Below are 26,129 nucleotides of genomic sequence, written 5' to 3' on the forward strand. Positions count from 1 at the left end.
GTGGGCGTGGAAGGTCAGCGGGCAGCGTCCTCGACCGCGGCGGCGAGACCGGCGACCGTGGGCTGTTCGAGCAGGTCGAAGTAGGTGAGCCGGACGCCGTGCCCGCGCTGGATCGCGTGCAGGGCGCGCGCGGCGAGCAACGAGTGCCCGCCCAGTTCGAAGAAGTCGTCGTCGGCACCGATCGGGTCGACCTTCAGTAACTCGGACCAGATCTCGGCGATGCTGGTCTCCAGGTCTCCCTGCGGTGCCCGGAAGGCAGCGGTGCAGTTGCGGCCCGCCACGGCGGGTCCGTGCAGCGCGGACCGGTCGACCTTCCCGGTCGGCCCCAGCGGCAGCTCGTCCAGGGCGGTGACCGTGTGCGGGATCTGGTAGGCCGGCAGCGTGTCGCGGAGCCGGTCCTGCACGTGCGCGACGAGGGCCGGTCCGCCCGGTGCGTCCGGGGCGGTGACCACGAAGGCCTGCAGCCGCTTGGTGCCGTCGTCGTCGGCCTGCGCGACGACCGCCGCCTTGCTGATCTCCGGCAGCCGGGTCAGGGCGGCTTCGACCGCGCCCGGCTCCACCCGGAACCCCTGAATCTTGACCTGCTGGTCGGCACGGCCGAGGAAGGTGAGGGTGCCGTCCGGCTCCCAGCGGGCCAGGTCGCCGGTGCGGTACATGCGGACCGTGCTCGCGTCCGGTCCGGGCAGGTTCAGGAACTTCTCGGCGGTCGCGTCCGGACGGCCCAGGTAGCCGCTGGCCAGGCCGTCGCCGAAGGCGTACAACTCGCCGTCCTCACCCACCGGGACCGGCTGGTGCCCGGTGTCCAGCAGCGCCACGCCGGTCCCGCTGACCGGCCGCCCGATCGGGACCGGCCCGTCGATGGCGGCCGGGCCGTGCACCGTCCAGCAGGTGGTGAAGGTGGTGTTCTCGGTCGGACCGTAGCCGTTGGTGAAGGTGAGGTGCGGGTGCGCCGCGAGTAGGCGACCGACGGAGTCGGGCGACAGGACGTCCCCACCGGCGAGCAGGTGCCGCAGGCCGCCGAGGGCGTCGAGCCGGGTGTCGACCATGTGGTGGAAGAAGCCGGCCGTCAGCCACAGCACGCTGACCTGCTCGTCCGCCAGGACCTCGGCGAGTGTGTCGGGGCTGGCGCGGCCGGCTGGGTGGATCGCCAGCCGGCCCCCGAGGGTCAGCGGGGTCCAGATCTCCAGCGTGGACGCGTCGAAGGCGACCGGCGCGAGTTGCAGGAACACGTCGTCCGCGGTGAACGATGCCCAGTCCGGCTGCTGCACCAGACGGGCGACCGCGCGGTGCGGGACGCACACACCCTTCGGCTCGCCGGTCGACCCCGAGGTGTAGCTGACGTACGCCAGGTCTTCCGGGGTGACCGGGGTGGCAGGCACCGGGTCGGTGACCGGTTCGGCGAGGAGCCGGTCCAGGTCGGCCACGGGTGCACCGCATGCGCCGGCGGCGCCAGACAGGGACGGCTCGGCCAGCAGCAGCACCGGGTCCGCGTCCGCGACCAGGGCGGCGAGGGCAGCCGGCGGGGCATCGTGGTCGAGGACGAGGTACGCGCCGCCCGCCTTGAGGATGGCCAGGAGTGCGACGATCAGCCGCGGGGACCGTTCGGCCAGCACCGCGACCACCCGATCCGGTCCGGCTCCGCGCTTGACCAGGTGCGCGGCGAGCGCGGTCGCGACGGCCTCCAGTTCGGCGTACGTCAGTCGGTCTGCGCCGCTGGACACCGCCACCGCGTCCGGGGTGCGACGGGCCGCCTCCGCGACGAGATCGTGGATGCAGCGGGCGGCCGCCGGTGGGGCGGGGTGCCCGCTCCACGAGCGGATCGGCTCGGGCCAGGGGCTCGGGTCGGCGCTGCGCGGCTCAGCCGGACGAGCCGGCGACGTGCCGGTCATACTGCTCTCCGATCGTGGTCGGGCGGGCCGGCGTCGAGCCAGCCGGTCAGTTCCTTGGGGGATCGGCGCCAGGGGTCGAACGCCTCGATGCGCCAGGTCGCCCCGGCGGCGGCCAGCAGACCGGTCCGGTCGGCGGCCTGCCCGGTGCCGGGCCGGCTGCGGTCCAGGGCGACCACCTCGTACGGGCGGTCCGGGGACTGCTCGGGTGCCAGTTCGGCCAGGCGGGTCAGAATGGCCGTCAGCTCCGCCGGTTCCGGGCCGCGCAGGTGCCCGTGGTCGTCGCGGACCATGGGGGCGACCCCGTCGAACCGGGCGGCTCGGCGCAGCGCTCCGGTCCGCGGGGCGGGCCAGGTGGCGGCACCCCAGATGGTGACGGCCGGGTGGCCGTGCCGGTCGGTGCTGCGGGGTGTCGGCAGGAAGGTGGCCCGGTCGACCCGGTAGTGCTCGCCGGTGTGGCTGAACTCGGTCCCGCGCCACAGGCCGGACAGCACGCGCAGCGCCTCGTCGAGTTTCGCGGCCCGGATCCGCGGCCCGGTGGGTTCGCCGAACGCCCCGAAGTCGAGGTCCGGTTCGGCGCCCAGTCCGGCCCCGAGCACCAGCCGCCCGGCGGACAGGTGGTCGAGTGTCGTCGCCTCCCGGGCCACCTTCCATGGCCGGCGCCGGGCCAGGGGGGTCATCAACGGACCGCTGCGCAGCCGGGTGGTGCGGGCGAGGATCGCGGTGACGACGGTCCACGCGTCGGCCATCGGGAGGCGCAGTTCGCGGGCGAACATCAGGTGGTCCCAGAGGAACAGTCCGTCCCAGCCGGACTCCTCCGCGCGGACTGCGACGTCGACCAGCCGCGCCGGGTCGGCGTAGTAGCCGGCGTTCGGGAGCAGGAGCCCGTGCCGGACGCCCGGAGCGCTCACCGCGGTACCCGTTCGTCGGATCCGGCCGGGTGGGGGATCCGCCGGACGGCAGCGTTGGCCGAGCGGACGGCGCCTTCGAGGTGGCCGAAGAAGTACGGCGAATGCTCTGCGCCCACCCGGTGCAGGGGACCGTCCGGGTCGCCGGGGGAACGGGCGTCGAGCCAGGCGCCGGGATGTGGCACCGCCGCGTAGCAGCCCTGGACCCACGGCTGCTGCTGCCAGTCCTGCGCGGTGACGTGCACGGGCGCCAGGGCGGGGGGTCCGAACCAGTCCGCCAGCCGGGCCGTGAGCCCTGCCCAGGTGATCCGGCCGGCGCGGTAGGCCCGGGCTTCCGCCCCGGTCAGGAATCCGACCAGGACGCCGAGGCCGTCGCGCCCGTTGGAGTCGTCGACCAGGAAGCGCAGCGGTGCCCGGTCCGCGGTGACCCAGCCGCTGAGCCCGCTGGCGCGCCAGAACGGCGTCCGGTAGACCAGGTGGATCTTCACCACCGAGCCGCCGGTGGATGCCGGCACCGGCGAGCCGGCCGCGCCCGGGATCGTCACTTCGACGGCTCGTTCCGGTGCCGGGCCGATCGCCAGGACGACCCGGTCGCAGTCGGCGACGAAGCCGTCGGCCTCCACCCGGATCCCGCCGGTGGTGCCGCAGATGCGGCGGACCGGGCGACCGGTCCGCACCGGGCGGTCCAGCCGGGCGGCGAGCCGTTCGCTGAGTACGGCGGCTCCACCGGCCAGGCGGAACTCCTGGGCGCCGCCGGCGAAGGCGGTGAGGAAGTCGAGACCGCCGCCGGATTTGACGTAGAAGAGGAAGTGGAGCAGGGACACCTCGTCCGGCTCCGAGGCCAGCATCTCCCGGACGATCTGCTCGATCAGCAACGTGGTCGCGGAGGGCATCCGCTCGGTGCTCAGCCACTCGCGGACGGTGGTCCGGTCCTGCTGCGCCGCGTCCGGTGACGAGCCGGGCGAGTGGAGGTCGACGGCCTCGGTCAGCTCGTCGATGCGGTCCAGGGCGAGGCCGAGGGCCAGAGCGTTGAAGGGCGCGTCAGCGTCGTCGTCCCGGTACCGGCGACCGGACAGGTCGAACAGCGCGGCGCCGGGGGCGACAGTCCGCTGGAGCGGCACGCCCAGCCGGTCGGCCAGCTGCCGGATCTCGGTGTGCCGGTTCCCGATGTACGCACCGCCGCAGTCCAGTTGGAGTCCGAGCGGCGCCGCCTCCGTGCGGGTGCGTCCGCCCAGCCGGTCGGATGCCTCCAGGACCTCGACGTCGTGCCCGTCCGCGGCGAGAGCCTCCGCGGCGCACAGACCGGACAGACCTGCCCCGACGACGACGACGCCGGTCCGGATTCGCATACCGGTCACCGCTCGGTCCACAGCGGTCGGAGTCGGCTGTTGTTGCGGTACGCGTCGGCCAATGCCCGTAGGAAGGTGTGGAGCTCCTCCTCGTGCGAGGCGAGCGGGCCGGCGATGTACCGCGGATCGGAGACGCCCCGCTGGGTGGACGAACAGGCGTCCCAGTCCTGTTGATTGGTGGTTTTCCAGAAATCGATCGCATAGTCCGGCGTGAACCCGGTGCTGGCCAGTAGTTCTTCTGAGAAGAACCATTCACAGATTACCCGGGTGCGATCCGGAGCGACCGGGTCGAGGCGATGGGTGACCACGTAATCGTGCATCGCGGTGACAAAGAGACCGGGTAGCACCGCATAGTAGCAGACCTGTCGCGCCCGGTTCTCGTCGAGCTCAGGAAATGTCCACTCCGGGCCCTTTCCATCGAGGGACATGCTCGCCGCGGAATTCTTGAGATCAAGGGAACCGCCGAGCCACATCCCGGTGCTGGCGAATCCCTCACCGTTAACAGTCCGCTGGACCTTGCTGAGTTCGGGATGCGTGCTGGGGCAGTGGTAGCACTCCAGGTAGTTCTCGACGAGGAGTTTCCAGTTGGCGTGGACGTCGTAGACCTCGGTGTCGACCTGTTTTAGGGTGCCGAGATGATAGGGCGCGAGGATGTTGGTGAGATTGCCGAGGGATTCGCCGAAGTCGTTCGCATCCCCGGAGTGGTTGACGAACAGCCATCCGTTCCATTCGGTGGATCGGACCGGGAGTAGGTCCATGCCCTGCGGGTGTCGCCCGGCGGCGTCCTCGAACCGCGGTGCCCGCCGCAGTTCGCCGTCCAGGCCGTAGACCCAGGCGTGGTAGGCGCACCAGACCTGGGCGCGCCGGACCGTGCAGGCGGGGGCGACCAGCTCGTGCCCACGGTGGCGGCAGGCGTTGACGAAGACGTTCACCCCGTCGCCGGTGCCGGTGATCAGGATGTTGCGCCCGGCCGACATGACGGCGGCCTGGGTGCCCTTCTCGGCGAACTCGGCGACCCGGCCGACCGGCAGCCAACCCTGCCCGAAGAATCGCTCCAGCTCCCAGATGAACAGGTCTTCCGACGTGTAGGTGAGGCCAGGAAAAGCGCGTGCATCCTGGATATCGGCTATAATTCGATCGGTTTCTTCGGATCCAACTAAATTGGATGATGCCCCATTTTTGGGCAGCATCGAGCGCATATATATGTCACCTTTGTCGGGACGGGTCGACAGTCAAGGAGTGGCCCAGCGCTGAGCACGCCGGGTCGGCCGGCCGCGCTCAGCTACACGAAAACTTGAGCACCGAATCGGTGATTGCGTGAGAAGTCACTACTCGGGGTATGGGGTAGATCTGCCGAGTTCGTAAAGTTCGGCCCGCCGCCAGCGCATTGTGGTTCCCTCCCCTGGTGCGTGGCCATGAAGTTGGGATGATTATTTACCATTGTGAGTCTGCCTAGAAGGGCATGTAATACTCGTCATAATCCCTTGTGGAGTCTTGACCGCAGGGCTCTGGCAAGGTAAAGAATTTGGTGGTTGGGGGGCGGGCGCTCCGGATCGTGGCGATATGGCGACGGGCGTTACCTTCGGTGATCATCCAGGTGCTGATGGTCGTCGCGTGCCGGCCGGTATCGGGGGGCGGGCGATGGGTATCAGCATGATCAACCATGGATGGAAACCGGGTCGCCGGTGCCTGAAACAAGATCCCGGATGTCGCGGGACTCACGCAGCGGTGAGAAGACGACGAACTCATCTTTCGGTTAGGGCGGGGCTGCGGCGTTGAACAGCGTGGCGTTCGCCGACAGCGCCGCCAGGTCAACGCCGTAGAGCGCCAGCCCCCCAGCCCGGCTGGGCGAGGGGCAGGTGGAAGCAGAGCGGGCCGGGCGGCAGCAGGGCGAGCCAGATGACACATCCGGTGCCGACACGCTGTGCAGCGATGGCGCGGTCGTCAGTCATCGTGGACGGTGAGTACCTCGATCACCCGCATCGTGAGCTCGGACTGGTTGATCCCGGCGGTCGCGAGCGCTCGCGGCACGGTGCCCTTCTCTGCCTGCAGAATGCCGAGCAGTAGGTGCAGTGGCTGCAACTCACCCCGACGCTTACTCAAGCCCCGCTCAAGGGCCAGTTTGGCCGAGGCGCCGAGCTTGGTGGGGCGGGCGTGGCTCGCCCCGGGATGAATCGTCATGTCGAAGGTGGCGAGCGACACCCCGGCCGCGCCAAGGCTCTGCTCGAACTCCCGCTGCAGCGCGGTGCGAATGCCCTCGTGGTCGAGACCAGCCGCGCTCAACACCTGCTGCGTGTTCGCCTCGGGTTCTGCGGCTATTGCCAGGAGGAGGTGCTGAGCCTCGATGGTTGCGGCACCTTCCTTCTGGGCCTCGATTCCGGCCTGGTCGACGACGGCCTGCACGTACCTGCGAATTGTTGTGGACATGGTCAACGCCTCCTCAGTGCGACGCCGGCAGCAACGAGCCGCTTGGCATGCTTTTTGTGCACCGCCTGCCGTGTCACACCGAGCGCCTCCGCAACCTGCGGCCAACTCCAGCCGGATCGCATGGCACGCTCCACGGCAGCATCTTCCAGCTGGTCAGCCAGGCGCCGCAATGCCGTGACGGCGGCGAGTGCAGCGCCGGGATCCTCCGAGGACTGGACTTCAACCAACATGCAAGCAACTTTAGTTGACTAGCAATGAATAGTCAACCGAAGTTGCTCGGAGTTGGGGTTGGGGCCCTTACTTTCGTCATGGCGGACCGAAGGCTGGCCTGTCCGCGGGCAGGGCGGACGCGCGCTGGGCGAACATCAGCTACCGGGATCGACATCGACGGTGGGGACAGGCCGCAGTGGTGCCATGTCCTCAACCTCGGGGCGGACTCAAGTCCACTTCCCGGGCCTTCGGGCCGGGCGTGGGTGCGTGGGCGACGGGATGGTGGCCGGCTGCACCTTGCGGTCGGCGATGACGGCCGGGGTGGAGCGGTGCTCGTACCGGGTGGCGCCCTGGATGGCGTCGGCTGCCCGCCCCGAGGAGTGCAAGGCGCTGCCGGCCGCACCGATCGCCTGGCTGATGCGGGTGTTACGGTCACCGCCTTCGAAGATTAAAAGCGAGTCGCGAATAGATCGCCGTGAGGAAGGGTGTGCGATGACCGAGGACTTCTATTGCGACGAGGCGCTCAGCGGCCGAACCAAAGTGACCGTGGTGGCAGAGACCGAGGAGGTCCTTGCCTTCGAGCACACCAGGCCCTTTTGGCCGGTGCACATCGTCGTGGTGCCGAAGCGGCACGTGCCGTCTCTGGTTGACCTGGGCGATGCCAGCGTGGATCTCTTGCAGTGCGTTCTCGAGGTAGTCCGCCAGGTCGCCGGACGGGTGGAGCGGGAGCGAGGTGCTTGCCGGGTGCTGACCAATCTGGGCCGGTATCAAGACTCCAAACACCTGCACTTCCACGTCTGTAGTGGACCGCCGCTTCGGCCCGACCTGGCATAGGGCTGCGAGCGGTCCATGGTCTGTCCGTAAGAGGCCACGGGCCGGATGAGCCGTGTCGTAGCTGGCTCCATGCTGGGGCGGGGCTGGTCTGAGCACCCGGTAGTCGCCTTGGTTCACCTGATCAGTAGTGGTTGCCAGCCGTCGTGGTGCCGAAGACCGTCGGGGGGATCAGATCGAGCGCCGCAGGTAGCCGTTCCGCCCGAACAACACGCCACGGTCCAGGAACAGATTGAAGAATCGGCACGACGGCTCACCCAGGTGCATGCAGGCCGCACAAGCGCCACCGCCGATCCCGCACCCCGGATCCAGCGGACAACGGTGCTCGGCGGTAGCGAACGCGGTCAACAGGTCGTCGAGGTTCGACTCGAAGACGGCCTGGATGCCACCGAGTACGAAGTCGCTCCGGGCGGCCGGGTACAGGAAGAAGCCGAGATGGTGGGGCACGAGATACTCGCTGAGCGCGTCACGCTCGATGCCGGAGAAGACGGCGGTCTGCCGGATGAGCCGGTGGGCGTAGGTGTGAATCAGCTTCAGTACGTCGGCCCCGGTCGACTCGACCCGCGGATCGTCGCGTTTGGCGGGAACCGCGGCCGACTCCAGGATGGCGACCCGGGCCAGGACCGGGTCGGTGCACTCCGGCGTCCACCCCGGTAGCCGGTGACCGCGACCGGCCAGCCACGTCGCCACCCGGATCGGGTCGAGCCGGATCAGGAACGCCTCGGTCTCGGCGAGGTTGCCGTAGAGCCGGTAGCCGCCCCGCCTGCGTCGGAACGGCACCAGCCGACACCTCGACGGGTCGTCCTCGCCCCGCGTGTAGCCGTACATGGCGTTGAGGATCGGGAACTTGTCGACCAGGTCGAGCCCGTCGATGCCGGCCAGTCGCAGGGCCGGCGGGTACTTCTCCCGGTAGCGCTGCTCGAGCGGGTCGGCGGAGTCCGGCAGGCGTAACGCGGTCGTTGGTGTCCGACTCTCGGCTAGGGCCATCGCGATGTCGACGGCCTCCCGCTCGGCCACCGTACGTCGGGCCGGGGGAAGCCGGTCGACCGGATGATCGCCCGCCTCGGCCAACTGGCCAGCCTGCTCGGCAGACGTGTTCACCTGCAGACCCTCGACCACCCAGATCAGCGCCTTGCGCGGACCACCGGCGAGGTTGAGGTTCTCCCGATGCTTGGGCCGAGATGGGCTGATCAGCACCATGCCCCGCGGCACATAGACCATGCGGGCCTTGTGAACATTCCAGCGCACGGCGCCGGCACCACACCCGCACTTCTTGTGGAATCCCAGCCCCTGCATCGTCGGGGTGTCACAGATCGGGCACACGAAGCGAATGTCCGCGGCCTTGGCGCTCCTTGGCACGACCACCCGTACGTCGTCGTGCTGCGGGCAACGCCGGATCCGGGGTTCGGTGATCGCCCCGCACTCGTGCACGCCGACGAAGTGCAGCTGACCCCAGGCACGTTTGCCGCACTTGCAGTGTGCCTCCTCGGACGTGCCGATGCGTTTGCAGACCCGGCACAGCCATGTTCGCGGGTACCTCTCGACCGTCACGCCACGGCGTTCATCGAGCTCGACGACCTCCACCGGCACCTTGCGGAGCAGTTCCCCGGCCATGCCGCCGTCGGTGTCGTTGGCGGTCCATGCGCCGATCTCGGCCAACAGACTCCACCGTACGACGTCAGGGTCGATCTCGATCGGGTTCGGGGCTGACCACTCGTTCACCCGGTAGATGTCGCCGCGCAGGTCAACGGTCTGTGCCGGCAGGAAGGTACGCAGGATTTGGCTGCCGCTACGGGAACCCAGTTTCGCCATGTCGCCCGCCTTCAGTCGTGAATCGGGGCTTGGGCCTCGACATCGCGGAGGCTCCGCATCGGGGAGGGGTAGCCGATCTCGCTGATGAAACGGGCTGCGGTGGCTGGGTTTTCAAGATCGGCAAACCATTCACGGACCCACTCGATGATCTGCTGCCGGTGTAGGGAATCCTCCGGCCCGTCGAGACCGAGGAGCTTCGCCACGGCCGCTGCCTCGACGTCGGGCGTCAGGTCCACGTCGCGGACGTACTGGCGCAGCTTCGCCGGTGTGCTCAATCGCTGCCTGCTGGCCGGCTCGTGCACCATCAGGGTGCGCGCCGCAACCAGTCCGGGGAGCGTGAGGGCCAGGACCCGCCGGCTGCGGCGCGTGATCGGGATGGCGTCAACGAACCGATCGCCCTGGCGTACGTACTTGTCGAAGTGCCGGAACGTCTGGGCATCGCGTTCCCGGCCGATTTTGTGCAGGACGTACACCAGACCCGGGCGCCGGCGACCGACCCGGGCGGTGGCCTGGATGAACTCGGCGGTCGTCAACGGCAAGCCCAGCATCACCATCGTGTTGAGCCGGTCGATGTCCACCCCGTGGGACATCATTGAGCTGGCCGCGATCACGTGAATGCGATCCGCGAACTTCTCCTCGGGCTTTCCTAGCCGTTCCAGGATGTCGCGCACCTCGTCGAAGTCGGTCTGCCCGGTGAGCTGCTCGACGTTGATGCCGTCGACGGTGTTGTTGCTGTCGAGGCTTCGGCCGGCGGCCTCGACGTCGTAGAGGGTGGAGCCGTACACCACGTCTGTGCCGTAGAGGCTGAGCAGTTCGTCGACGTGCTTCGGATCGATGCCGGCTTCCGTGCAGACAGCCGATGGCTCGCCTACCAGCCGGCGCACGCAGTGCTGCAAGGCGTCCAGGGTTCGGTCGCTGACGTGCTCGAGTGTCACCCCGCGCGGCGCGACCGCCACGAAACGCCGTTGCTTCTCCGCTGTGCGTACCGTCCAGAAGGACTCGCCGGAGCGGGGACCTGGCTGCGGGAAGACCCGGCCTTCGCGCCGGTAGAGGACCTCGACCTGCCGGTCGTACCCGGTGAGCGTCGCGCTGCTGGCGACGATCTTGGCGTGGCTACCGGACAGCTCCTGCTGTAGGTAGTCAAGCAGACTCTCGTAATGCGAGTTGACGGCACCGAGACTGTCGCGGAGCAGGTGCAGCTCGTCCTGCAGTCGCAGCGACGGTGCGAACCGTTCCGCCGGCATCGGCAGCGGATTGAGTGTTCCCTGGCAGTCGGGCACCAGACAGCCGTTGGGTGCCTTCGCTCTGGTCGCGTAGGTGAAGCCGTGCCAGTCGAGCGAGCAGATCTTCTGCGGTGGCCCGACGAGACCGCGCATCGCCTGCTGCAGGCCGATCGATGCGGCCTTGTCCAGTGTTCCCACCACCGCGGTTGGGAGGAAGCGAAAGATCTCCTGGTCGACGATGTACACCGGCAGGGCCCCGCGCTTCCAGGGGCAGTGCGGGTTGGTGCAGTGATGTTCCAGCTTCCAGCGTCGTCGGTCGAACTTCATCCGCAGGTTCTCGTCGCGGCAGAACGGACAGTGCAGCAGTACCCGGTATTTGTCTGGTATTCCCGGGTTGTCCGGACCGATCTCGTCACCCCCTGGCTTGGGCGCGATCTTGTTGGGCGTACTTGTCTGGCCGACCAGGAAGCCGAGGCTGAACGGGGCACCTTTGACATCGGCTACCCGGCGTGCCACCGCATCCCGGCGTACCAACTCGGCGCCGGCGAGCGCGTCGGCGAAACGCTGCGTCTGTTGCAAGCTCAGCAGCCGGAGGGGAAATCGGGACCACGCCGTCACGCCGGTGCGCTTGCCGGTGAGCCGGTCGAAGAAGGCCGTCATCAACAACAGCCCCAGGTAGGTCTCGGTCTTGCCGCCACCGGTGGCGAACCACACGGTGTCGACGATCTTCGTGTCATCGGCGGGTTCGGCGAGGAAGCGGGTGGCGGACAGCAGAAAGCCAACCTGGAACGGCCGCCAGGCGTCGTAGCCACGCCCCTTCGCGCTCCACCCGATCGCCCTGTTCATTAGCTGGAACGACTGGCGGATATCCCGGTTGGTCTGCAGGAGCTTCAGCCCGGCTCGAAGCCGGTCGACTTCGGCGAACACGTCGGCTGCCGCCTTGTCCGCCTCGGCGCGCATTCCCGGCGTCCAACCCTCGGCAGCCTCCCCGGCGGCGAGCACCGATGGAGACCAGTGGGCGTGGTCGTACTCTTCGAGCGCATCGACCAGTGCGGTGAGTTCCGGAATCGGGTCGGCGGCGAGCCGTTCAAACGACAGCGTCGGCTCCGGCCGACTGCTGTTCCAGTAGGCGGGGCGGAAGGTCTGCACCGTGGTGGTGTCGGAACTGCGAAACACCCCGGGTGCGGGCACCTCGACGCCAACGTTGATGCCGTACGCCGGTACTTCGCGGTTGTAGCGGAAGCTGTCCGGCAGGGCCTCCAACCGGAACGGGGTGGTGGTGAGGCCGGCGACCTCCAGCTCTGTTTCGTACAGGTGCGAGTCGGTCAGATCGCGCGAATCCTCCGGGCTGGTGTTGATCATTTGTACGACAAGTTCGGTGTCCTGGTGCCAATCCTCCACATCGACCCGGACTTCAGCCGTCAGGCCCGGCGCACCCACCGCCGCGAAGGCATCTCGCAGCTGCTCGGCGCCGAAGGTTCCACCATCGGCGGCGGCCACGACGGAGATCTTCTCCTCGACGGGACCGGTACGCCACCAGGGCCGGTTTGGGTCCGGAGCATCCTTGGGTTCCTTGACCCAGGCGCGGGCCCGCACCGTTACCGTCATCGACCACGGCGGCGCCTCGGCGGGACGCAACCGGATGCCGATCGCGCACGGGTCCAGTCGCTCGGCTCGGTCGTCGCCGGTGCCCCGACGCACCTCGGCCTCGCATGCGAGGCGCCCCAGCCAGAAGGTTCCCGACGGCGCCACTTCCAGTCGATCCAGGCCGTCGCCTCTGCCCGCCGCGACCACACGTCGATCGAGCCAGGTGACGAAGGCATCGCACGCCTCCTCCAGCGACTGCGCCGCCCCGCCGCTCATCGGGTCTTCCTCTCCGTCGACGCGCCGTGCCCCGGTTCGCTGACTAGGTACGGCCGCAGCGCCACCGTCTCCGTTGACCGCTGTAGCTTGCTCATGGCCTTTCCCTGGATCTGGCGGATCCGTTCGCGGCTGACGCCGTGGTCGGCAGCGATATCGTCCAGGGTCTCCTCCGCGCCGGTGCCGAGACCGAACCTGCGACGGATCACGTTGGCGGCTCGGTCGGGGAGTAGCATGCGGAGAAGGCGATCGATCTCGCCGCGTAGTGTCGCGTGTTCGACGATTGTCGCCGGGTCGGTGCGCCCATCGCGCTCCTCGTCGTGGACGAGGACGTCCGCGAGGCGGAGGTCGCCATCCATACTGAGAAGCAGGTCGATGCTGAGCACTGGTTGACTGAGTTCGAGCATCGCCTGCACCTTGCCCGGCTCCATGCCGGTAGCGTCGGCCAGTTCGTCGAGCGTCGGCTCCCGGTCCAGCCGGTCCGCGAACTTCCGGGCGGCCCGTCGAATCTTCTGAACCCGGTCGTGGACATGCATGGGTATGCGGATGGTCCGGCCGTGGTTGCCGATGCCCTGTTCGATGCCTTGCTTGATCCACCACGTCGCATAGGTGGAGAACTTGTAGCCCTTGGCGCCGTCGAATAGACGGGCGGCATGCATCAGGCCCAGGTTGCCGTCCTGGATGCGGTCGGCAAACTCGACGCCGGACTGGCGGTATGTCCGAGCTTTGGCGATCGACACCACGAGTCGCAGATTCGCGCACACCAACGCCGTGTGGGCGCGCTGCCCCTCGATCACGCGGCTTCGTAGTGACCGGCGGTCCGCTGCTGACAGGTCCGCCCCACCGGTGCCGAGCGCGGCCCGTGCCGCTGCGCCTTGCACCATCAACGACCAGAGCTCCACCTCACGAGCGGCGTTGATCAATGGGTATCGACCGATCTCCCGGAGATACTGGCGAACCACGTCATCGGGTAGTTCGTAGCCCTTCGCGGGGGACCTGACCGGTCCCGCGTCGGACACGGCTATGAGGTCAACGCCCGAGTCCGCCAGGAGGCCGAGCAGTTCACCGGTCTGTGCTGCGGTGAGGCTTCGCCGGGTTGCGAGCAGTGCGACCTCGGCGCGGGTGAGCCTTCCCCCCGTCCGGGTCCAGTCACCGAGAAGGTCCTCGAACGCCTGGTCGACGACATCATCTGCGGGGAAGGGAATGGGAGGCGCAGGACCGTCATCGAACATCCACCCAGCGTCACTGTCTGGTGGGTCATCGTCCGGTTTGGGCTCAAGACTGCTTACGTTCGTCCCGGTGGCGGTCCCGGTCCCGGTGGTGGTGTCGGTGGCGCTGGTGGTGGCCGGGGCTTCGGGTGCCGGGGTGGCGACTGGAGGCCGGGCGTGGTCGCTGCTGGCGTGGGGCTGGGCCAGCGCCACCACGAGCGCATCAATGTCGCTGCGGGTAAGGCGGTGTCGAGCGACGAATTTCGCAATCGCGGACTGTGCCTGGTGTACGTCCTGGTTGTCGATGATCGCGCGTAGTTCGTCCATGAGTGCAGCAGACGCTCTTGCGGATCGCACCATTTAGGTGATGATGGCGGTAGTCATGCTTCCTCCCCTGGCTGGTAGCGCTCAGCGTAGGGAACGGGTGCGACAAAGAACATGAATCGAACAAATGTTCTATTTCCCTCTTCGGGGTGGCGGGCTCAGACTCCCGACCCGGGCTGCATGTTCGACGAGTTCGCCCGACTCGTCCACCACGGAAGGTGCCGAGCAATGGCTGACGTGGACGTAGCGGCCGGCGCGGCTTCGATCTGTCCGGTGAGTGGGGCGGTGGGAACCAGGAACTTCCGCCCACCAGGAGCTGTCAGCGAGGCATGGCAGCGTACTCGGCGACCAGGTACGACCGGTAGGTGATCACCGCAGGGATCGTCACGTTCAACATGCTCGCCGTCTCGGTCAGCACCTTCTCGTATCCCAGCAACGCACCGGACCCCGAATCGATGATCACCGTGTATTGGGCGGGCAGGCCATGGAAGGAGTCGGAGTGCCGCCGCGCGCTGCGCGGGGTTCAGCAGCCGCACCCCCGTCAGCTCGGTCACATCCTCCTACTGCACCGGTGCCCGATTGGCGGGCGCATCCGTGGTGAGCCAGCCACTCGCGGAGCGCGGTAGCGTCGGTAGGCACTGGGCCCTGCCAGCGGGGGCTGCTCGCCCCCGCCGCCGACGGCCGGGACGCCGCCGAGCCGCCCGACGAGTACGCGCCGCAGCCGAGCCTGAGCCGGCTGAGTCAGCTCATCGATCGGAAAGCCTTCGCGGGCCTGCCAGTCGACGTACGCGTCAGCGGCGAGCCGCGTCCCCTGCCGAACGGAATCGACGTCACGGCGTACCGCATCATTCAGGAGGCGCTGACCAACGTGCTCAAGCATGGCGAAGCCGACCGAGCCGAGGTCGAGGTCCGGTACGCGCAACGGTACCTGCGAGTCGAGGTCCTCAATCCGGGGCCGAGCGTCCTGTCCGGCCTGCCCGGGGTAAGGCAACCGGCCGATGGCACCGGCCGTGGCCTGCTTGGCCTGCGCCAGCGGATCGCGGTCTACGGTGGCGACCTCGACGCCCGGCATCGTCTCGGCGGCGGCTACCGGGTTCGCGCCCGCATCCCCCTGGACCCGGCGTGACCGGACCACGGGTTCTGATCGCTGACGATCAGTTGCTGGTCCGCACTGGATTCCGGCTGATCCTCAACGCGCGGGTGTGGCGGTGGTCGGTGAGGCCGCCGTCCTCCACAGTCGCCGCGACCCTACGCCGGTCCGTCACTCTTCGGTGGAACATTGACTGCCGTCCCCGCTGCCTGGTCGGTTCCGTGACTTCTGTTCCGGAAAGTCGGTGTCCTGGTCGGGCTCCGCGTCACCGCGTAGCGGCGTTGTGCTGGCGGCGACGACCGTGGCCGTCACCAGCCTGCTGCTCGCCGCTACGCGGCGACGACGTTACTACTTGGTGATGATGTCGGCGACGACGCAGGCGATGTTGTCCGGCGCGCCGGCGGCGTAGGCGAGGTCGATTAGCCGTTGTGCGGTTGACTCGGGGTCACCGGACTCGGTGAGGACGGTCTGCAGGTCGCTTCGGCTGACGACGGCGGAGAGCCCGTCGGAGCAGAGCAGGTAGCGGTCACCGGCCAGAGCGGTGCGTAGCGCCAGGTCGGCTTCGACGGGTTGGCTGCCACCACCGAGCGCACGGGTGAGCAGGGCGCGCTGCGGGTGGGCGGCAGCCTCCTGAGGGCTGAGCTTGCCGTACTCGACCTGGCTCTGCACCCAGGTGTGGTCCTGAGTGAGCTGCGCGAGTTCACCGCTGCGTAGCAGGTAGACGCGGGTGTCGCCGATGTGCACCAAGGCTAGTTGGGTCCCGCGACGCAGCAGCGCGGTCAGGGTGGTGGCCGGCTGGCTGTCGTCGGTGCTGGTGGCGTGCACCGCGCGATCGACGTCGTCGATGGTTGCGGCCAGCATGGCGAGCAGGTCAACGGCGGGCCGGTCGGTCAGTTCGAGCGCCTTGAGCGCGTTGACGGCCGCGCTACTGGCGGTGGCGCCCGCGCCCCGGGTGCCGTCGGCGACGGCCAGCAGCTGGTCACTGGCGTAGGCGACGTCCTCGTTGCTGTCGCGTCCGGTGCCCTGGTCGCAGCGAACGGCGTAGCGGATGGTCGGGGTGGGGTTGGTTGTGGACATGGGGACGCCCTCCTGGGACAGGTGTGCGACGAGGCGGGCGACGTGGTGTGCGCGGGTCGCGGTATCGACGGTTACCTGTTGCCAGTAGACGGTGACCGCGCGGGCCGCCGCGTCCGGCTCTAGGTCGCACACGGTACGGATGTCGGCCAGCGGCATGCCGATGCGGCGTAGCTGGGCGATCAGTCGAGCATGCGCCAACTGCTCCGGGTCGTAGAACCGGTAGCCGGACTCGGGTCGACCGCCGCGGGCGGCAGCAGCCCCACCTCGTCGTACAGGCGCAACGCCTTCGGGGTCAGCCGCGCCGCCCGGGCGAACGCGCCGATCGTCAGCAGCTCCACGGTGTCATCCTCCTCGTGCCGGCCCGGGGTGGGCCGGCCCGGACCACGGTGCTGCTTGCCCAAGGGGGAAGGTCAAGGGAGCGAGTGGGCCTGCCCGGTGGCGGGTGCTGGGCCCGTGGCGGGGCAGGTGTGGATGGCGCCCGGCCACTCGCGCCACTACCCAAACCGATCACCGATCCGGACCGTCTCGCCCGCCTGAACATCAGCCGACGTGACCCCTCGGCGGCATCCTCCAACCCGCGACCTCACAAAGCACTACTGGTAGATCAAGTGCGAATCGAACGCCTTTCAACACACGTGGTGCAGCCAGTGCGACTCGTCCGGGATGCGGCCGTGCTGAATGCCGAGCAGTTCCTCACGTAGCCGCATGGTGACCGGACCGGGACGACCGTCGCCGATCGTCCAGCCGCCGCTGACCCCTCGCGCATGTCCGACCGGTACCATGACCGCCGCGGTGCCACATGCGAAAACCTCAGTAATCAAACCCGCCTCGCACTGCTTGCGCCACTGCTCTGCTGAGATGCGCCCCTCCTCGCAGCCGAAACCGAGCCTGCGGGCCAGAATGAGTAGCGAGTCCCGCGTCACCCCGGGCAGCAGCGTGCCGGTCAGCGCGGGCGTCATGAGCGTCGGGGCGCCTCCGTCCCGCGACTGGCGGACGAAGCAGAGGTTCATCCCGCTCATCTCCTCGACCCAGGTGTGCTCGGTCGCGTCCAACCAGACAACCTGGTCGCAGCCCTGCTCCATGGCCTGGCGCTGGCCGAGGAAGGCTGCGGCGTAGTTGCCGCCCGCCTTGGCGGCTCCGGTACCGCCGGGCGCGGCACGTGTGTACTCCTCGGACAGCCACACGCTCAAGGCTGTCGGGCCGGTTTCCGTACTGAAATACGCCGGCGCCGGACTCGCGATCACGCAGAACAGGTAGCTGCGCGCGGGAAGCGTGAACTCCAGCGTCGGTTGCGTCGCGATCATGAACGGGCGCAGGTAGAGGCTGTTGTCGTCATCGTCCGGTACCCAGTGCCGGTCCTGCTGAACGAGCAGCTCGACGGCGCGCACGAAGGTCTCGACCGGTAGTTCCGGCATCGCGAGTCGCCGGGCGGACGCATTGAACCGGGCGGCGTTGCACTCCGGCCGGAAGAGTGCTATCGATCCATCCCGCTGCCGGTAGGCCTTCATTCCCTCGAAGATTTCCTGCCCATAGTGAAGCACCAAGGCCGCAGGCGACAGCGCGATATCCTGGTATTCCTCGAGCCGGCCGTCATGCCACCCGCGTTTCTCATCCCAGCGCAGCGTGATCATGTTATCCGTGAATGCCTCGCCGAATTTAGAATCGTCCAGGACCGCTTGGCGATCTGCCTCGCACATCGGATTCCGGTTCGTATGCAGCTGGAACTCAATGATAGCTACTGCCCTCCCCGGTGGTCGGCCATGAATGGTCTGGAATAAGTACGCGTGCGGTATCATGCTACCGGTCCAACACCCACGTCCCCGCGGGAACTTCAATACATGCCCGGATCCGCCCCGTTCGGGGTCCGGGCAGCCAGCGGGTGAGGTGCTCGCATACGCTGCGGGGTCAGGGCGGCGCAGCCTGGGACGGCGATGAGGGTCGGTACTAGTTTTTCGGGTTCGGCTACCATACGGCGTAGAGCCGCGCCCCGCACCGTAGAGGTTTCCCTCATTGCGCGCTCCCGGGACATGCGATGTGGGCCAGCACAGATATCGAGCCACACGAGATCGAATGGACACCCGATGGCGGGGATGCTATTCGAACACGAACTACATCCTGGCCGGCTTACTGATCGAGTCGATCACTGGCAACCCGGCGGCGGCCGAGGTGCAGCGGCGCATTCTGCGGCCACTGATGCTCACCGGGACGTCGTTCCCGGGTCCTGATCCGACTATTCATGGCCCACACAGCGGTGCCTACTTCGCCCCGTTCGGGGTTCGTGACCTCAGCGAGTTCAACATGAGTTGGGCGTGGATGGCGGGCGAGATGATTGGGACCACGGCGGACCTGAACTCGTTCTTCCGGGCACTGCTCGGCGGTGATCTGCTCAGCCCGGCCACCCTCGATGAGATGCTCGCCGGGTGCCGATGCTCCCGGATGCGCCCGAAGACGATAGCTATGGTCTCGGTATTCTCTCGTTTTGTACCCCATGCGGTAAGTTCTTCGGCCATGACGGTTCGGTGATCGGTCACCAGATGTTCTCGTTGCATAGCCGGGATGGCGGGCGCCAGGTGTCCTCCGGGATCAACCTCAGCCACCATCAGATCGGCCTGCCCGAGGCGCATCCGATCGACATCGCCTTGCAGTCGTTTCTGCTGATGGCGATGTGCCCGACCAGCGAGACGAGTGGCCGCTCGGGAGCGGCCGTGCTGCAGTTGCCCGGCCTGACCCTGATGCCGGGCAACGACGCGGCAGTTGCGGGGCCTTGACATCAGGCAGGGGCGATGCCGACTGTACCGATGGCAGCCGGCCCTGCTCCTGCGAGAGTGAGGAGGACGCCCTTGATTCGGGCGGCAAGACAGTCGGAGCTCAGCGACCTGGCTCGGCTTGAGGTCCAGGCTGGCCAGCTCTTCCATTCGGTTGGCATGTCCGAAATAGCTGACCATGCCGTGGATCGACAGGCCCTGCGGCGACGTCAGCGGCAAGGGCTGATCTGGGTTGCCGAGGAAGGCGACCGGACGGTTGGCTACGCCATTGCGGCAGTGCTGGACGGCAACGCCCACATCGAGCAGGTGTCGGTAGCGCCCCCACACGCTCGGCGCGGGATTGGTCGGCGGCTCATCGCACACGTCGAGGGATGGGGGAGGCGTCATGGTCGTCCAGCGACAACCCTGACCACCTTCCGCGATGTGCCCTGGAACGGCCCCTACTACCGGAGGCTTGGGTATCGGGAACTGCCCACCGCGGAGCTTGGCCGCGAGCTGACCGCCACCATGCGACACGAAGCGGCGCTGCCGGGCATGGATTCATCGCTCCGGTGCGCAATGATCAAAGCTAACGGGGGAGCGCCTTGACCTGGTGGACCAGCGCCTGCCGCTGAACCAGCACGCAGGGGGTGGTGGAGCACACGCCGGTTGGTGGGTGCCGGGCACCGGAGGACAGCTGTTTGCCCCAGGCGCGTACGCGTCAGATGCCGGCGGTGACAGGGTAGTGATCCGCATAGTCGGTGTAGCAGTAGCGGACGAACCAGCTCGTCACGCACCACTTCGGTGCCTCGACGGCTAAGGTCTCGTTGTCGCCAGCACCGTTCCGCACGTGGCCGTTGCGTTGCAGGATGTAGTCGAGTTGCTGGCGGCTGTCTTGGTCGTCGTTGTAGTCGGCCACGTCATTGCGCTGCGCGTCCCACGAGTACGGATGGCCGGTGAACGTGGCATCGCTGACATCGAGCCGGGTCAGCATGCTGTCGTACTCGGTGGAGTAGCGATCAACGTTGAGGTCGCCGGCGACGACGACCTGTTCGTCCGCTGGGATTTGGCGAGTGTCCAGGAAGGCGTCGAGTTCGTCGAACTGGGCTGCCCGTACCCGGGCCCCGGTGTCGTCGGCGCAGCCGGTGTCGGCTGCCTGCGCATGAGTGCCCACCACATGGACGGGTTCGCCGTTGACGTTGAGCTGCGCGTAGACGAAGCCCTTGTTGGAAAGCCAGTCCGCGCCGCAGCCGTCCGCGTAGACGTACTGGATCTTTTCCAGGATGGGCCACCGGCTCAGGATGGTAACTCCGCCATCCTCTGGGATCGCGCTGGAGTATGAGCCCAGAGTGGCGTCCCAGCCGGACCTCGACCGGCCGAGAACCGGGGTTTGGTGAGGATACTGCGCAGCCAGCTGGTCTTTGAGCTGGTCGGATGCCTCGTTGTCGAACAGTTCCTGCAGGATGACGACATCTTGGCCAGTGATGTGGTCGGCCTCGGCGATCAGGTTGGCGCGCGTGACCTGCCCCCAGTTTGGGAAGAGCGACTGGGGCAGGAGCATGACGTTGTGGGTCAGGACCTGCAGCGGTGCCGGAGCGGCGGCGGCAGGGGCGGTGGGGGCGAGCGAACCGGTCGCGGTGAGAACAGCGGCGAGCAGTAGAATCAGCGGTCTCCTCATGGCCATCCATGATGGCCGTTCCGGTCGACCGACTTCAATTGCTCGAAGGTTTTCAGTGGCTGAACATGTTCACCGTCGTGCAGCTACTGGGCCGGGTTGGGTCAGCGGTATCCGGTCGTGTCGGCGGGCTTGCCGACGTCCTGCACCTCGACCAGGTATCGCCAGGCGTCGGGCTGACTCCCGTCAAGGTCGGTGAAGCCGTAGCCCTTCGCCAACTCCCCGCTGGAGAGCGACCTGCCATGCCAACGGGACACCTCCGGGTCTTGTGCCAGGGCCGCCACGGCGCGGCCGACATAGGCCGGGCTTTCGGAGATTGCGAAGTGGGGCTCGACCGCGAGTGCGTCGCGCCAGCTCTGCTCGGTCACACCGAAGCTGTCCAACATGTCCTCGGACCGCAACCATCCGGGCGTGAGTAGCACTGACGTCGCGTCATGCGATCGGAGTTCGTGCGCCAGGGCGAACGCCATCCGGCTCACGGCGCCCTTGGCGAGATCGTAGAAGAACGAGTTGCGGTAGGTGGCGGCGTTGTACTCGTCTGTCCCGTCGGTCATCTCGACGACCAGCCCGCCCGGGTTCCGGATGAGCAGGGGTAGCGCGAAGTGGCTGGTGATGGCGTGGGTTTCCACGGCGAGACGCAGCGTGTGTAGCCCGGCGTCCAGGTCTGACTCCCAGACCGTCTTGTTCCACTCCACCCGGGAGGTGCCCCAGATGTCATTGACGAGTACGTGGAGGGCGCCTTGCTCGGATTCGATCCGTGCGACCAGCTCGCGTACCTCGTCGGGGACAAGGTGGTCGACCTGTACCGCGATGCCGACCCCACCAGCGGCGCTGACCAGCTCGGCGGTTTCCTCAATGGTCTCCGATCGGTTCATCTCCGACCGTTGGGCGCGGGTTGACCTGCCGGTCACGTAGACCGTAGCCCCGGCCGCTCCGAGTTGGATGGCGGTTCCTCGCCCGGCGCCTCGGGTCCCTCCGGCGACAAGCGCCACCTTGCCGGTCAACAGCTTGGCCACGGGCCGTACCCTAGCGGAGAGCCGAGGCTCCCTGCTCGATTCTTTCCGGCCCAGGTAGTAGGTCCGTTGCTCCTGGTCGAGGTGTTCGATGGCCGCGCGCAGTAGGGTCCGGGGCATGGTGGCCGCGTGCCGGTCGAGGAATTCGAGCAGCCGCGCCCCCACCACGTTCGCGGCACCGAGGTCGACCAGGTCCCAGTTGTCGATCCGGTCGTGCCGGCGCAGGTAGAGGTCGTACAGCTCCGCCCGGCGCGTTGGTGGTCTTCTTCCGCGCGGCCCGCTTGGACATGATGCTGACCTCGCCGGCGCGTACCTCGTGGATCGGGCTGTCGAGTAGGAGATCGATCTCGCTGGGCGTCAGGTCGATGAATTCTTGGCCAGCGCGAAGACCTGACCCATTCGGACGCCCAGGAACGTGTCGCCCTCGGCGTGCCTGAAGTAGCGCTGAATTTTGCGGAGCTCCTCATCCGACTGGTACGCCTGCAACTTTTTGACGAACTCTTCGGCGCTGACATCCGGCATGGTGGCTCTCCGATCGACAGGCGATCATACCGATCCCTTGCGCCACGGAGGGTCGATCGACCAGGCGTGTCCCCGGGAGCCGTACCCCCGCGCACCTGCAGGAATGGGCGCGCGGGCTGGGCGGCCGTTCAGCTCGTGCCACCTCGCTGGCGCGCCTTCCACCTGCGAAGACATGCCGGGTCGGGCTTGACGGGGCAACAGGCGAAGGATATAACCAACTCGTTATGAAACAATCTGGTTATGCACTTGGTGGGCCTGAACGTCTCGACGTCACCTTCGCGGCCTTGGCGGACCCGACCCGGCGAGCGATCCTCGCCCGGCTCGCGCAGGGCGACGCGACGGTGAAGGAGATCGCCGCCCCGTTCCCGGTGAGTCAACCGGCGATCTCTCGGCACCTGAAGGTTTTGGAGAGCGCAGGGCTGATTTCCCGCGGACGGGTCGCCCAGCGCCGGCCGTGTCACCTCGAGGGGCGCCAGCTCCGGTTGGTCGTGGACTGGCTGGAGAACTACCGCACCTACTGGGCGGAGGCGTACGGGCATTTGGACGAACTGCTCGACGAACTTCAAGCCGGTGCCGATGTCCGCCAGTCGAGTGCCGGCCGGGAGGGGCAAGGGACATGACGGCGAAGACCCTGCGGGTGACCACACCGGCGCCGACCGACATCGTCCTGACCCGGGTGTTCAACGCGCCACGTCACCTCGTGTTCGACACGTTGACCAAGCCGGAGCTGCTCAAGCGGTGGTTCGGCGCGCGCGGTTGGCGCCTGGTCGAATGCGAGGTCGAGCTACGGGTCGGTGGCAGCTGGCGCTTCGTCTCGGTGGGGCCTGCTGGCCTGAAGATGGGCCAGCGCGGGGTGTACCGCGAGGTCCAGGCGCCGGACCGGCTCGTCTACACCGAGTCCTACGACGACCAGTGGGTGCCGGGCGAGTCCCTCGTCACCACCGTACTCACGGAGCGCGCCGGGTTGACCACGCTGAAGACCACCCTGCGCTACTCGTCGCCGGAGGTGCGCGACCTCGTGCTGGCCACTCCGATGGAGCGGGGCGTGGGGGAGAGCTACGACCGGCTCGACGAGGTGTTCGCGGCGCGGTGATGTGGGCCCCGGGACCACCAAGAATATGCCGGCGCCGGCGAACGCGTCCGGCCGTACAAGGGGTAGCGCGAGCGAGAGCGGGAGAAATGAACTGGACTCTGGAAGTGGTGCTGGTGCCGGTGGCGGACGTGGACCGCGCCAAGGAATTCTTCACCGAGAAGCTGGGCTTCCACCTGGATTTTGATTCTCGCGGTGACGGCGAGTTCGGCCCGGTGCAGCTGACCCCACCCGGCTCCGGGTGCTCGATCATCATCGGAAAGGGCATCAGTGAGATGGAGCCGGGGTCGCTGAAGGGGGTGCAGTTCGTGGTCGCGGACGTGCGGAAGGCCCGTCAACAGTTGGTGGAGCGGGGGGTCGGGGTTAGCGAGGTCCGAGTGGCCGGGCCGGAGGGCTTTCGCCCGGCTCAGGACGGCGACAGCCTGGACAATGTCGGCTTCATCGTTTTCGACGACCCGGACGGCAACAACTGGACAGTGCAACAAATTTCGTCTCGGGGATAGCGCGGCGTGGGGCGTGGGCGGTTCAAGTTGGGGCTTGGGGCTGGCATCGTGGAGCCATGTGTCGGAACATTCGCGTGCTCCACAACTTTGAACCGCCCGCCACCGACGATGAGATCGAGGCCGCCGCGGTCCAGTACGTGCGCAAGGTCAGTGGTGCGACCAGACCGTCTGCGGCAAATGAGGAGGCGTTCAACGAAGCCGTTCGGGCGGTCGCCGCGGCCACCCAGACCCTCCTGGGTGACCTGGTGACCAAGGCACCGCCCCGGGACCGTGCGGTGGAGGCCGCGAAGGCCAAGGCGCGTGCAGCCGAACGGTACGGGGACCGAGCAGCGGCGGGGCGGGGCTGACCGGGCCGCGGTCAGGCCGAGTCGTCACCTTCCTGTTCAGCGGAGAGCCGGTCGAGGATCGGTAGGAGTTGCTCCTCCTCGTAGTCGAGATGCGCCTCGACCGCGGCGGTGAGCCGGTCGACCTCGGTACGCACGTTCGCCCGGTCCACGTCGGCTGCCTCGACCACCTGCTGCAGTTGCTGGAGCAGCGCGTCCATCGCCGCATGTTCCTCCCGCAGCCGCCGTACCGTGTCGGCGAGCTCGGGATGGTGCTGGGCAACAACTGGGAGCAGCTGGTCGTCCTCGCTGCGATGGTGGTGACCGAGGCCGCCGCAGAGGGCGAGGCAGTTGATGCGCAGCTGCGCGCCGAGGTCGGTCCCCGGCCGTGCCAGCTCGCTGCGGATGACCGCCAACTCGCGGCGGAAGACGTCGTGAATCAGCTTCAGGCTGCTGCCCCAGGTGGCCCCGACCGGCCGGCCGCCGAGCGGCTTCAGCGCCACAACCGGTGGCGGCTCCGGGGCGAGGGAACGCTCCCGCCGCAGTACGGGGTCCAGCTCCGCCGCCCGGTCGAGCGCGGCGTCCCGTTCGTCCTCCTCGAGCCCCACCGCGTGTGCCTCGATCGTGAAGGCGTCGTTCTCCAGGGTCACCTGCGGCTCGGCGAGCAGGTCGTCGTACCAGTCCGGCTTCGTGCGAGTGCTGTCGGGCAGCGCGACGACCAGGATGCGTCGGTCTTCGTCGAGGAAGAACTCCACCCGGGTGGTACGCGGTGCCCCGGTTTCTCGGTTCGAGGTGGTGAGCAGGATGCTCCGCCGGTCTTCGGGAATCTTCGAGGTCTGTTCCTGTGGGGTGCGGAAACCCGTCATCTGGGTAGCGTGGTCGGACGGCAAAGGTGTACTCCATTCCTTGGGGGTGTCGTTCTTCGTCAGCGGCTACCAGCCCAGCCCTAGACGATGGCGGCCGGCCAGTGAAACGGTGCGGGCAGCACAAGTAGCCGGCTGGGGCCGGATGCGCTTGCGGAGGTGGCGCGGCGAGACGTGGGGAGAAGAAAGGCGCAGGCGACAGCAAGCAGAAGCGCGGTTGCTGTGCTGGCAAATAGCTGATCGCGGAGGGTGGGGCTCGGCCCCGCCGGGCGATCATGCCCAGGCCGGGAACCCTATTCGCTTCTGGCTTTTAGCCGACCCGGCAGTCATAGCGCGACGATAGCATAGGTAAATAGGTGGGTCTCACCCAAGGCTGTCGGCTGTACCGGCTGTGTCGGCTGTACCGGCTCGGCGGGCCACGTGACCGCTGCGGCCGCTCGCCGCGGAGGTAGCGGGCCGCAGGCGGTGGCCCGAACGCCGGGCCGCTGATCGAGGTGAGGCGCCCGGGGCGCCCGAATCAGGGGACCCATGCAACATTTCCAGAGGGAGGCGGGGTGGTCATAGTGTGAAGGTGCCTGCTAAGGGAGACTTCGCGCTCCCGGTCACGGACGCTTTCGTCACCCGGGTGCATCGGGGCGAACGTCGACGTCGAATTCTGCGCGGGGGTGTGGTCGGCGGCGCGATAGCCGCCACCGCCATCGCTACCGATGTCGCGGGTTCCCTGAGCGGGATCATCCAATCCGCTCCGCTCCGCTTCCGAACTCGGACACCGGCCCGTCGGTGGCCGCCGCGCCGACCATCGCTGCGGATCCGATTTATCGACTGGATGGGTCCCCGGCACCTATCTAGTTACTGCTCGGCTTGGGGTGTGGCCTTGGGCGTGGTTAGTTGGGGCGTTGCCAGTGGGTGTGGTCGGTGGGGTCGGTCGGTGGTGGTGTGGTGGGTGGTGTCCGGGGGGTGGTGTGGGTTGTGGGTGTGGTGGCGGCTCGCTGGCGGCGGTGTAGGAGGAGTAGTGCGGTGACTGTGATGAGGCCGAGGCCGAGGACAATGATTGCGATGATAGGGGCGGGTTGGAGGTTGTTGTTTGTGGGTTCTGACTCGCGGGCGCGGAGGAGGGCTGGGTCGCTTGGGGGTAGTGGGCGGGGAGATTGGGTTTGGGCGGTGCGGCCGTCCGGTTCGCCGGTGAGGGCG

General features: G+C 67.8%; 21 protein-coding genes and 7 pseudogenes. 10 read left to right on the top strand and 18 right to left on the bottom strand.

The annotated features are described in order from the left end of the window. Positions 1 to 14 precede the first annotated feature (14 nt). From T398_RS21205 to T398_RS21235, 7 genes are all read right to left on the bottom strand, one after another. Positions 15 to 1,889, bottom strand: a complete 1,875-nt coding sequence (locus T398_RS21205; RefSeq protein WP_496449381.1) for an amino acid adenylation domain-containing protein — start codon at positions 1,887 to 1,889, stop codon at positions 15 to 17. Further along, positions 1,886 to 2,797, bottom strand: a complete 912-nt coding sequence (locus T398_RS21210) for an LLM class flavin-dependent oxidoreductase (RefSeq protein ID WP_496449383.1) — start codon at positions 2,795 to 2,797, stop codon at positions 1,886 to 1,888. Before T398_RS21210 ends, T398_RS21205 begins: the two co-directional genes overlap by 4 nt. Then, positions 2,794 to 4,152, bottom strand: a complete 1,359-nt coding sequence (locus tag T398_RS21215; RefSeq protein WP_496449385.1) for a flavin monoamine oxidase family protein — start codon at positions 4,150 to 4,152, stop codon at positions 2,794 to 2,796. The genes T398_RS21210 and T398_RS21215 overlap by 4 nt, the downstream gene beginning before the upstream one ends. Further along, positions 4,149 to 5,276 carry an aromatic ring-hydroxylating oxygenase subunit alpha gene (locus tag T398_RS21220; protein ID WP_496449417.1) on the bottom strand — a complete coding sequence of 376 codons (1,128 nt, stop codon included), beginning with the start codon at positions 5,274 to 5,276 and terminating at the stop codon, positions 4,149 to 4,151. Before T398_RS21220 ends, T398_RS21215 begins: the two co-directional genes overlap by 4 nt. Positions 5,277 to 5,954: 678 nt before the next feature. After that, positions 5,955 to 6,095, bottom strand: coding sequence for a hypothetical protein (locus tag T398_RS21225; RefSeq protein ID WP_496449387.1), 141 nt, complete (start codon positions 6,093 to 6,095; stop codon positions 5,955 to 5,957). Beyond that, positions 6,088 to 6,570, bottom strand: coding sequence for a Clp protease N-terminal domain-containing protein (locus tag T398_RS21230; protein ID WP_496449388.1), 483 nt, complete (start codon positions 6,568 to 6,570; stop codon positions 6,088 to 6,090). The genes T398_RS21225 and T398_RS21230 overlap by 8 nt, the downstream gene beginning before the upstream one ends. A 2-nt stretch (positions 6,571 to 6,572) precedes the next feature. After that, positions 6,573 to 6,800: a hypothetical protein gene (locus T398_RS21235; protein ID WP_496449390.1), complete on the bottom strand. Its 228-nt coding sequence runs from the start codon at positions 6,798 to 6,800 to the stop codon at positions 6,573 to 6,575. A 472-nt stretch (positions 6,801 to 7,272) separates the two neighbouring features. Here T398_RS21235 and T398_RS21240 point away from each other — a divergent pair, with 472 nt between their 5' ends. Then, entirely contained in the window at positions 7,273 to 7,614 is a 342-nt protein-coding gene (locus T398_RS21240) for an HIT family protein (RefSeq protein WP_496449392.1), read from the top strand. 168 nt (positions 7,615 to 7,782) lie between these two features. Here the strand turns inward: T398_RS21240 and T398_RS21245 are convergent, their stop codons facing one another. The 4 genes from T398_RS21245 to T398_RS21260 form a co-directional block, all read right to left on the bottom strand. Then, a complete protein-coding gene (locus tag T398_RS21245; RefSeq protein ID WP_496449393.1) occupies positions 7,783 to 9,423 on the bottom strand; it encodes a DUF8724 domain-containing protein in 1,641 nt (546 codons plus the stop codon). Between the two features lie 11 nt (positions 9,424 to 9,434). Next, on the bottom strand, positions 9,435 to 12,509 hold the full coding sequence (locus T398_RS21250) for a helicase-related protein (RefSeq protein ID WP_496449395.1): 3,075 nt from the start codon (positions 12,507 to 12,509) through the stop codon (positions 9,435 to 9,437). Next, a complete protein-coding gene (locus T398_RS21255; RefSeq protein ID WP_496449397.1) occupies positions 12,506 to 14,041 on the bottom strand; it encodes a sigma-70 family RNA polymerase sigma factor in 1,536 nt (511 codons plus the stop codon). The genes T398_RS21250 and T398_RS21255 overlap by 4 nt, the downstream gene beginning before the upstream one ends. Before the next feature lie 316 nt (positions 14,042 to 14,357). Further along, entirely contained in the window at positions 14,358 to 14,501 is a 144-nt protein-coding gene (locus T398_RS21260) for a hypothetical protein (protein ID WP_496449398.1), read from the bottom strand. Between the two features lie 192 nt (positions 14,502 to 14,693). Between T398_RS21260 and T398_RS21265 the strand changes: the two are divergent. Further along, positions 14,694 to 15,164: pseudogene (locus T398_RS21265) on the top strand (sensor histidine kinase); the annotation flags it as partial. Then, a pseudogene (locus T398_RS21270) lies at positions 15,161 to 15,264 on the top strand (DNA-binding response regulator); the annotation flags it as partial. The pseudogenes T398_RS21265 and T398_RS21270, both read left to right, overlap by 4 nt. A 212-nt stretch (positions 15,265 to 15,476) precedes the next feature. On the opposite strand, the pseudogene T398_RS21275 reads toward T398_RS21270, so the two are convergent. Next, positions 15,477 to 16,543, bottom strand: a pseudogene (locus T398_RS21275) (MerR family transcriptional regulator). Between the two features lie 288 nt (positions 16,544 to 16,831). After that, positions 16,832 to 17,938, bottom strand: a complete 1,107-nt coding sequence (locus tag T398_RS21280; protein WP_496449419.1) for a branched-chain amino acid aminotransferase — start codon at positions 17,936 to 17,938, stop codon at positions 16,832 to 16,834. 361 nt (positions 17,939 to 18,299) lie between these two features. Here T398_RS21280 and T398_RS21285 point away from each other — a divergent pair. Next, positions 18,300 to 18,973, top strand: a pseudogene (locus tag T398_RS21285) (serine hydrolase domain-containing protein); the annotation flags it as partial. A 57-nt stretch (positions 18,974 to 19,030) separates the two neighbouring features. Next, positions 19,031 to 19,558, top strand: a complete 528-nt coding sequence (locus T398_RS21290; RefSeq protein ID WP_496449400.1) for a GNAT family N-acetyltransferase — start codon at positions 19,031 to 19,033, stop codon at positions 19,556 to 19,558. 112 nt (positions 19,559 to 19,670) lie between these two features. Here T398_RS21290 and sph read toward each other — a convergent pair whose 3' ends face one another. The 3 genes and pseudogenes from sph to T398_RS21305 form a co-directional block, all read right to left on the bottom strand. Beyond that, complete coding sequence (gene sph / locus T398_RS21295; RefSeq protein ID WP_496449402.1) at positions 19,671 to 20,627, bottom strand: sphingomyelin phosphodiesterase; 957 nt, start codon at positions 20,625 to 20,627, stop codon at positions 19,671 to 19,673. A 101-nt stretch (positions 20,628 to 20,728) separates the two neighbouring features. After that, a complete protein-coding gene (locus tag T398_RS21300) occupies positions 20,729 to 21,640 on the bottom strand; it encodes an SDR family oxidoreductase (RefSeq protein ID WP_496449404.1) in 912 nt (303 codons plus the stop codon). 10 nt (positions 21,641 to 21,650) lie between these two features. Next, a pseudogene (locus tag T398_RS21305) lies at positions 21,651 to 22,159 on the bottom strand (DNA alkylation repair protein). Between the two features lie 224 nt (positions 22,160 to 22,383). Here T398_RS21305 and T398_RS21310 point away from each other — a divergent pair. The 4 genes from T398_RS21310 to T398_RS21325 all read left to right on the top strand — a co-directional run bounded on the left by T398_RS21310 (position 22,384) and on the right by T398_RS21325 (position 24,099). Then, complete coding sequence (locus tag T398_RS21310; protein ID WP_496449405.1) at positions 22,384 to 22,779, top strand: ArsR/SmtB family transcription factor; 396 nt, start codon at positions 22,384 to 22,386, stop codon at positions 22,777 to 22,779. Next, positions 22,776 to 23,252 (top strand): SRPBCC family protein, encoded by a 477-nt coding sequence (locus T398_RS21315; protein ID WP_496449406.1) that lies wholly within the window; start codon positions 22,776 to 22,778, stop codon positions 23,250 to 23,252. Before T398_RS21310 ends, T398_RS21315 begins: the two co-directional genes overlap by 4 nt. Before the next feature lie 86 nt (positions 23,253 to 23,338). Continuing rightward, on the top strand, positions 23,339 to 23,752 hold the full coding sequence (locus T398_RS21320; RefSeq protein WP_496449408.1) for a VOC family protein: 414 nt from the start codon (positions 23,339 to 23,341) through the stop codon (positions 23,750 to 23,752). A gap of 56 nt (positions 23,753 to 23,808) precedes the next feature. Next, positions 23,809 to 24,099, top strand: a complete 291-nt coding sequence (locus T398_RS21325; protein WP_026321923.1) for a DUF2277 domain-containing protein — start codon at positions 23,809 to 23,811, stop codon at positions 24,097 to 24,099. 11 nt (positions 24,100 to 24,110) lie between these two features. On the opposite strand, the gene T398_RS21330 is transcribed toward T398_RS21325, so the two are convergent. After that, positions 24,111 to 24,965 carry a nitroreductase family deazaflavin-dependent oxidoreductase gene (locus T398_RS21330; RefSeq protein WP_496449410.1) on the bottom strand — a complete coding sequence of 285 codons (855 nt, stop codon included), beginning with the start codon at positions 24,963 to 24,965 and terminating at the stop codon, positions 24,111 to 24,113. A gap of 508 nt (positions 24,966 to 25,473) precedes the next feature. Here T398_RS21330 and T398_RS21335 point away from each other — a divergent pair. Further along, positions 25,474 to 25,769, top strand: a pseudogene (locus T398_RS21335) (hypothetical protein); the annotation flags it as partial. Between the two features lie 53 nt (positions 25,770 to 25,822). On the opposite strand, the pseudogene T398_RS21340 reads toward T398_RS21335, so the two are convergent. Next, positions 25,823 to 26,129, bottom strand: a pseudogene (locus T398_RS21340) (type VII secretion-associated serine protease); the annotation flags it as partial.

It is taken from the genome of Salinispora goodfellowii, assembly GCF_059570675.1.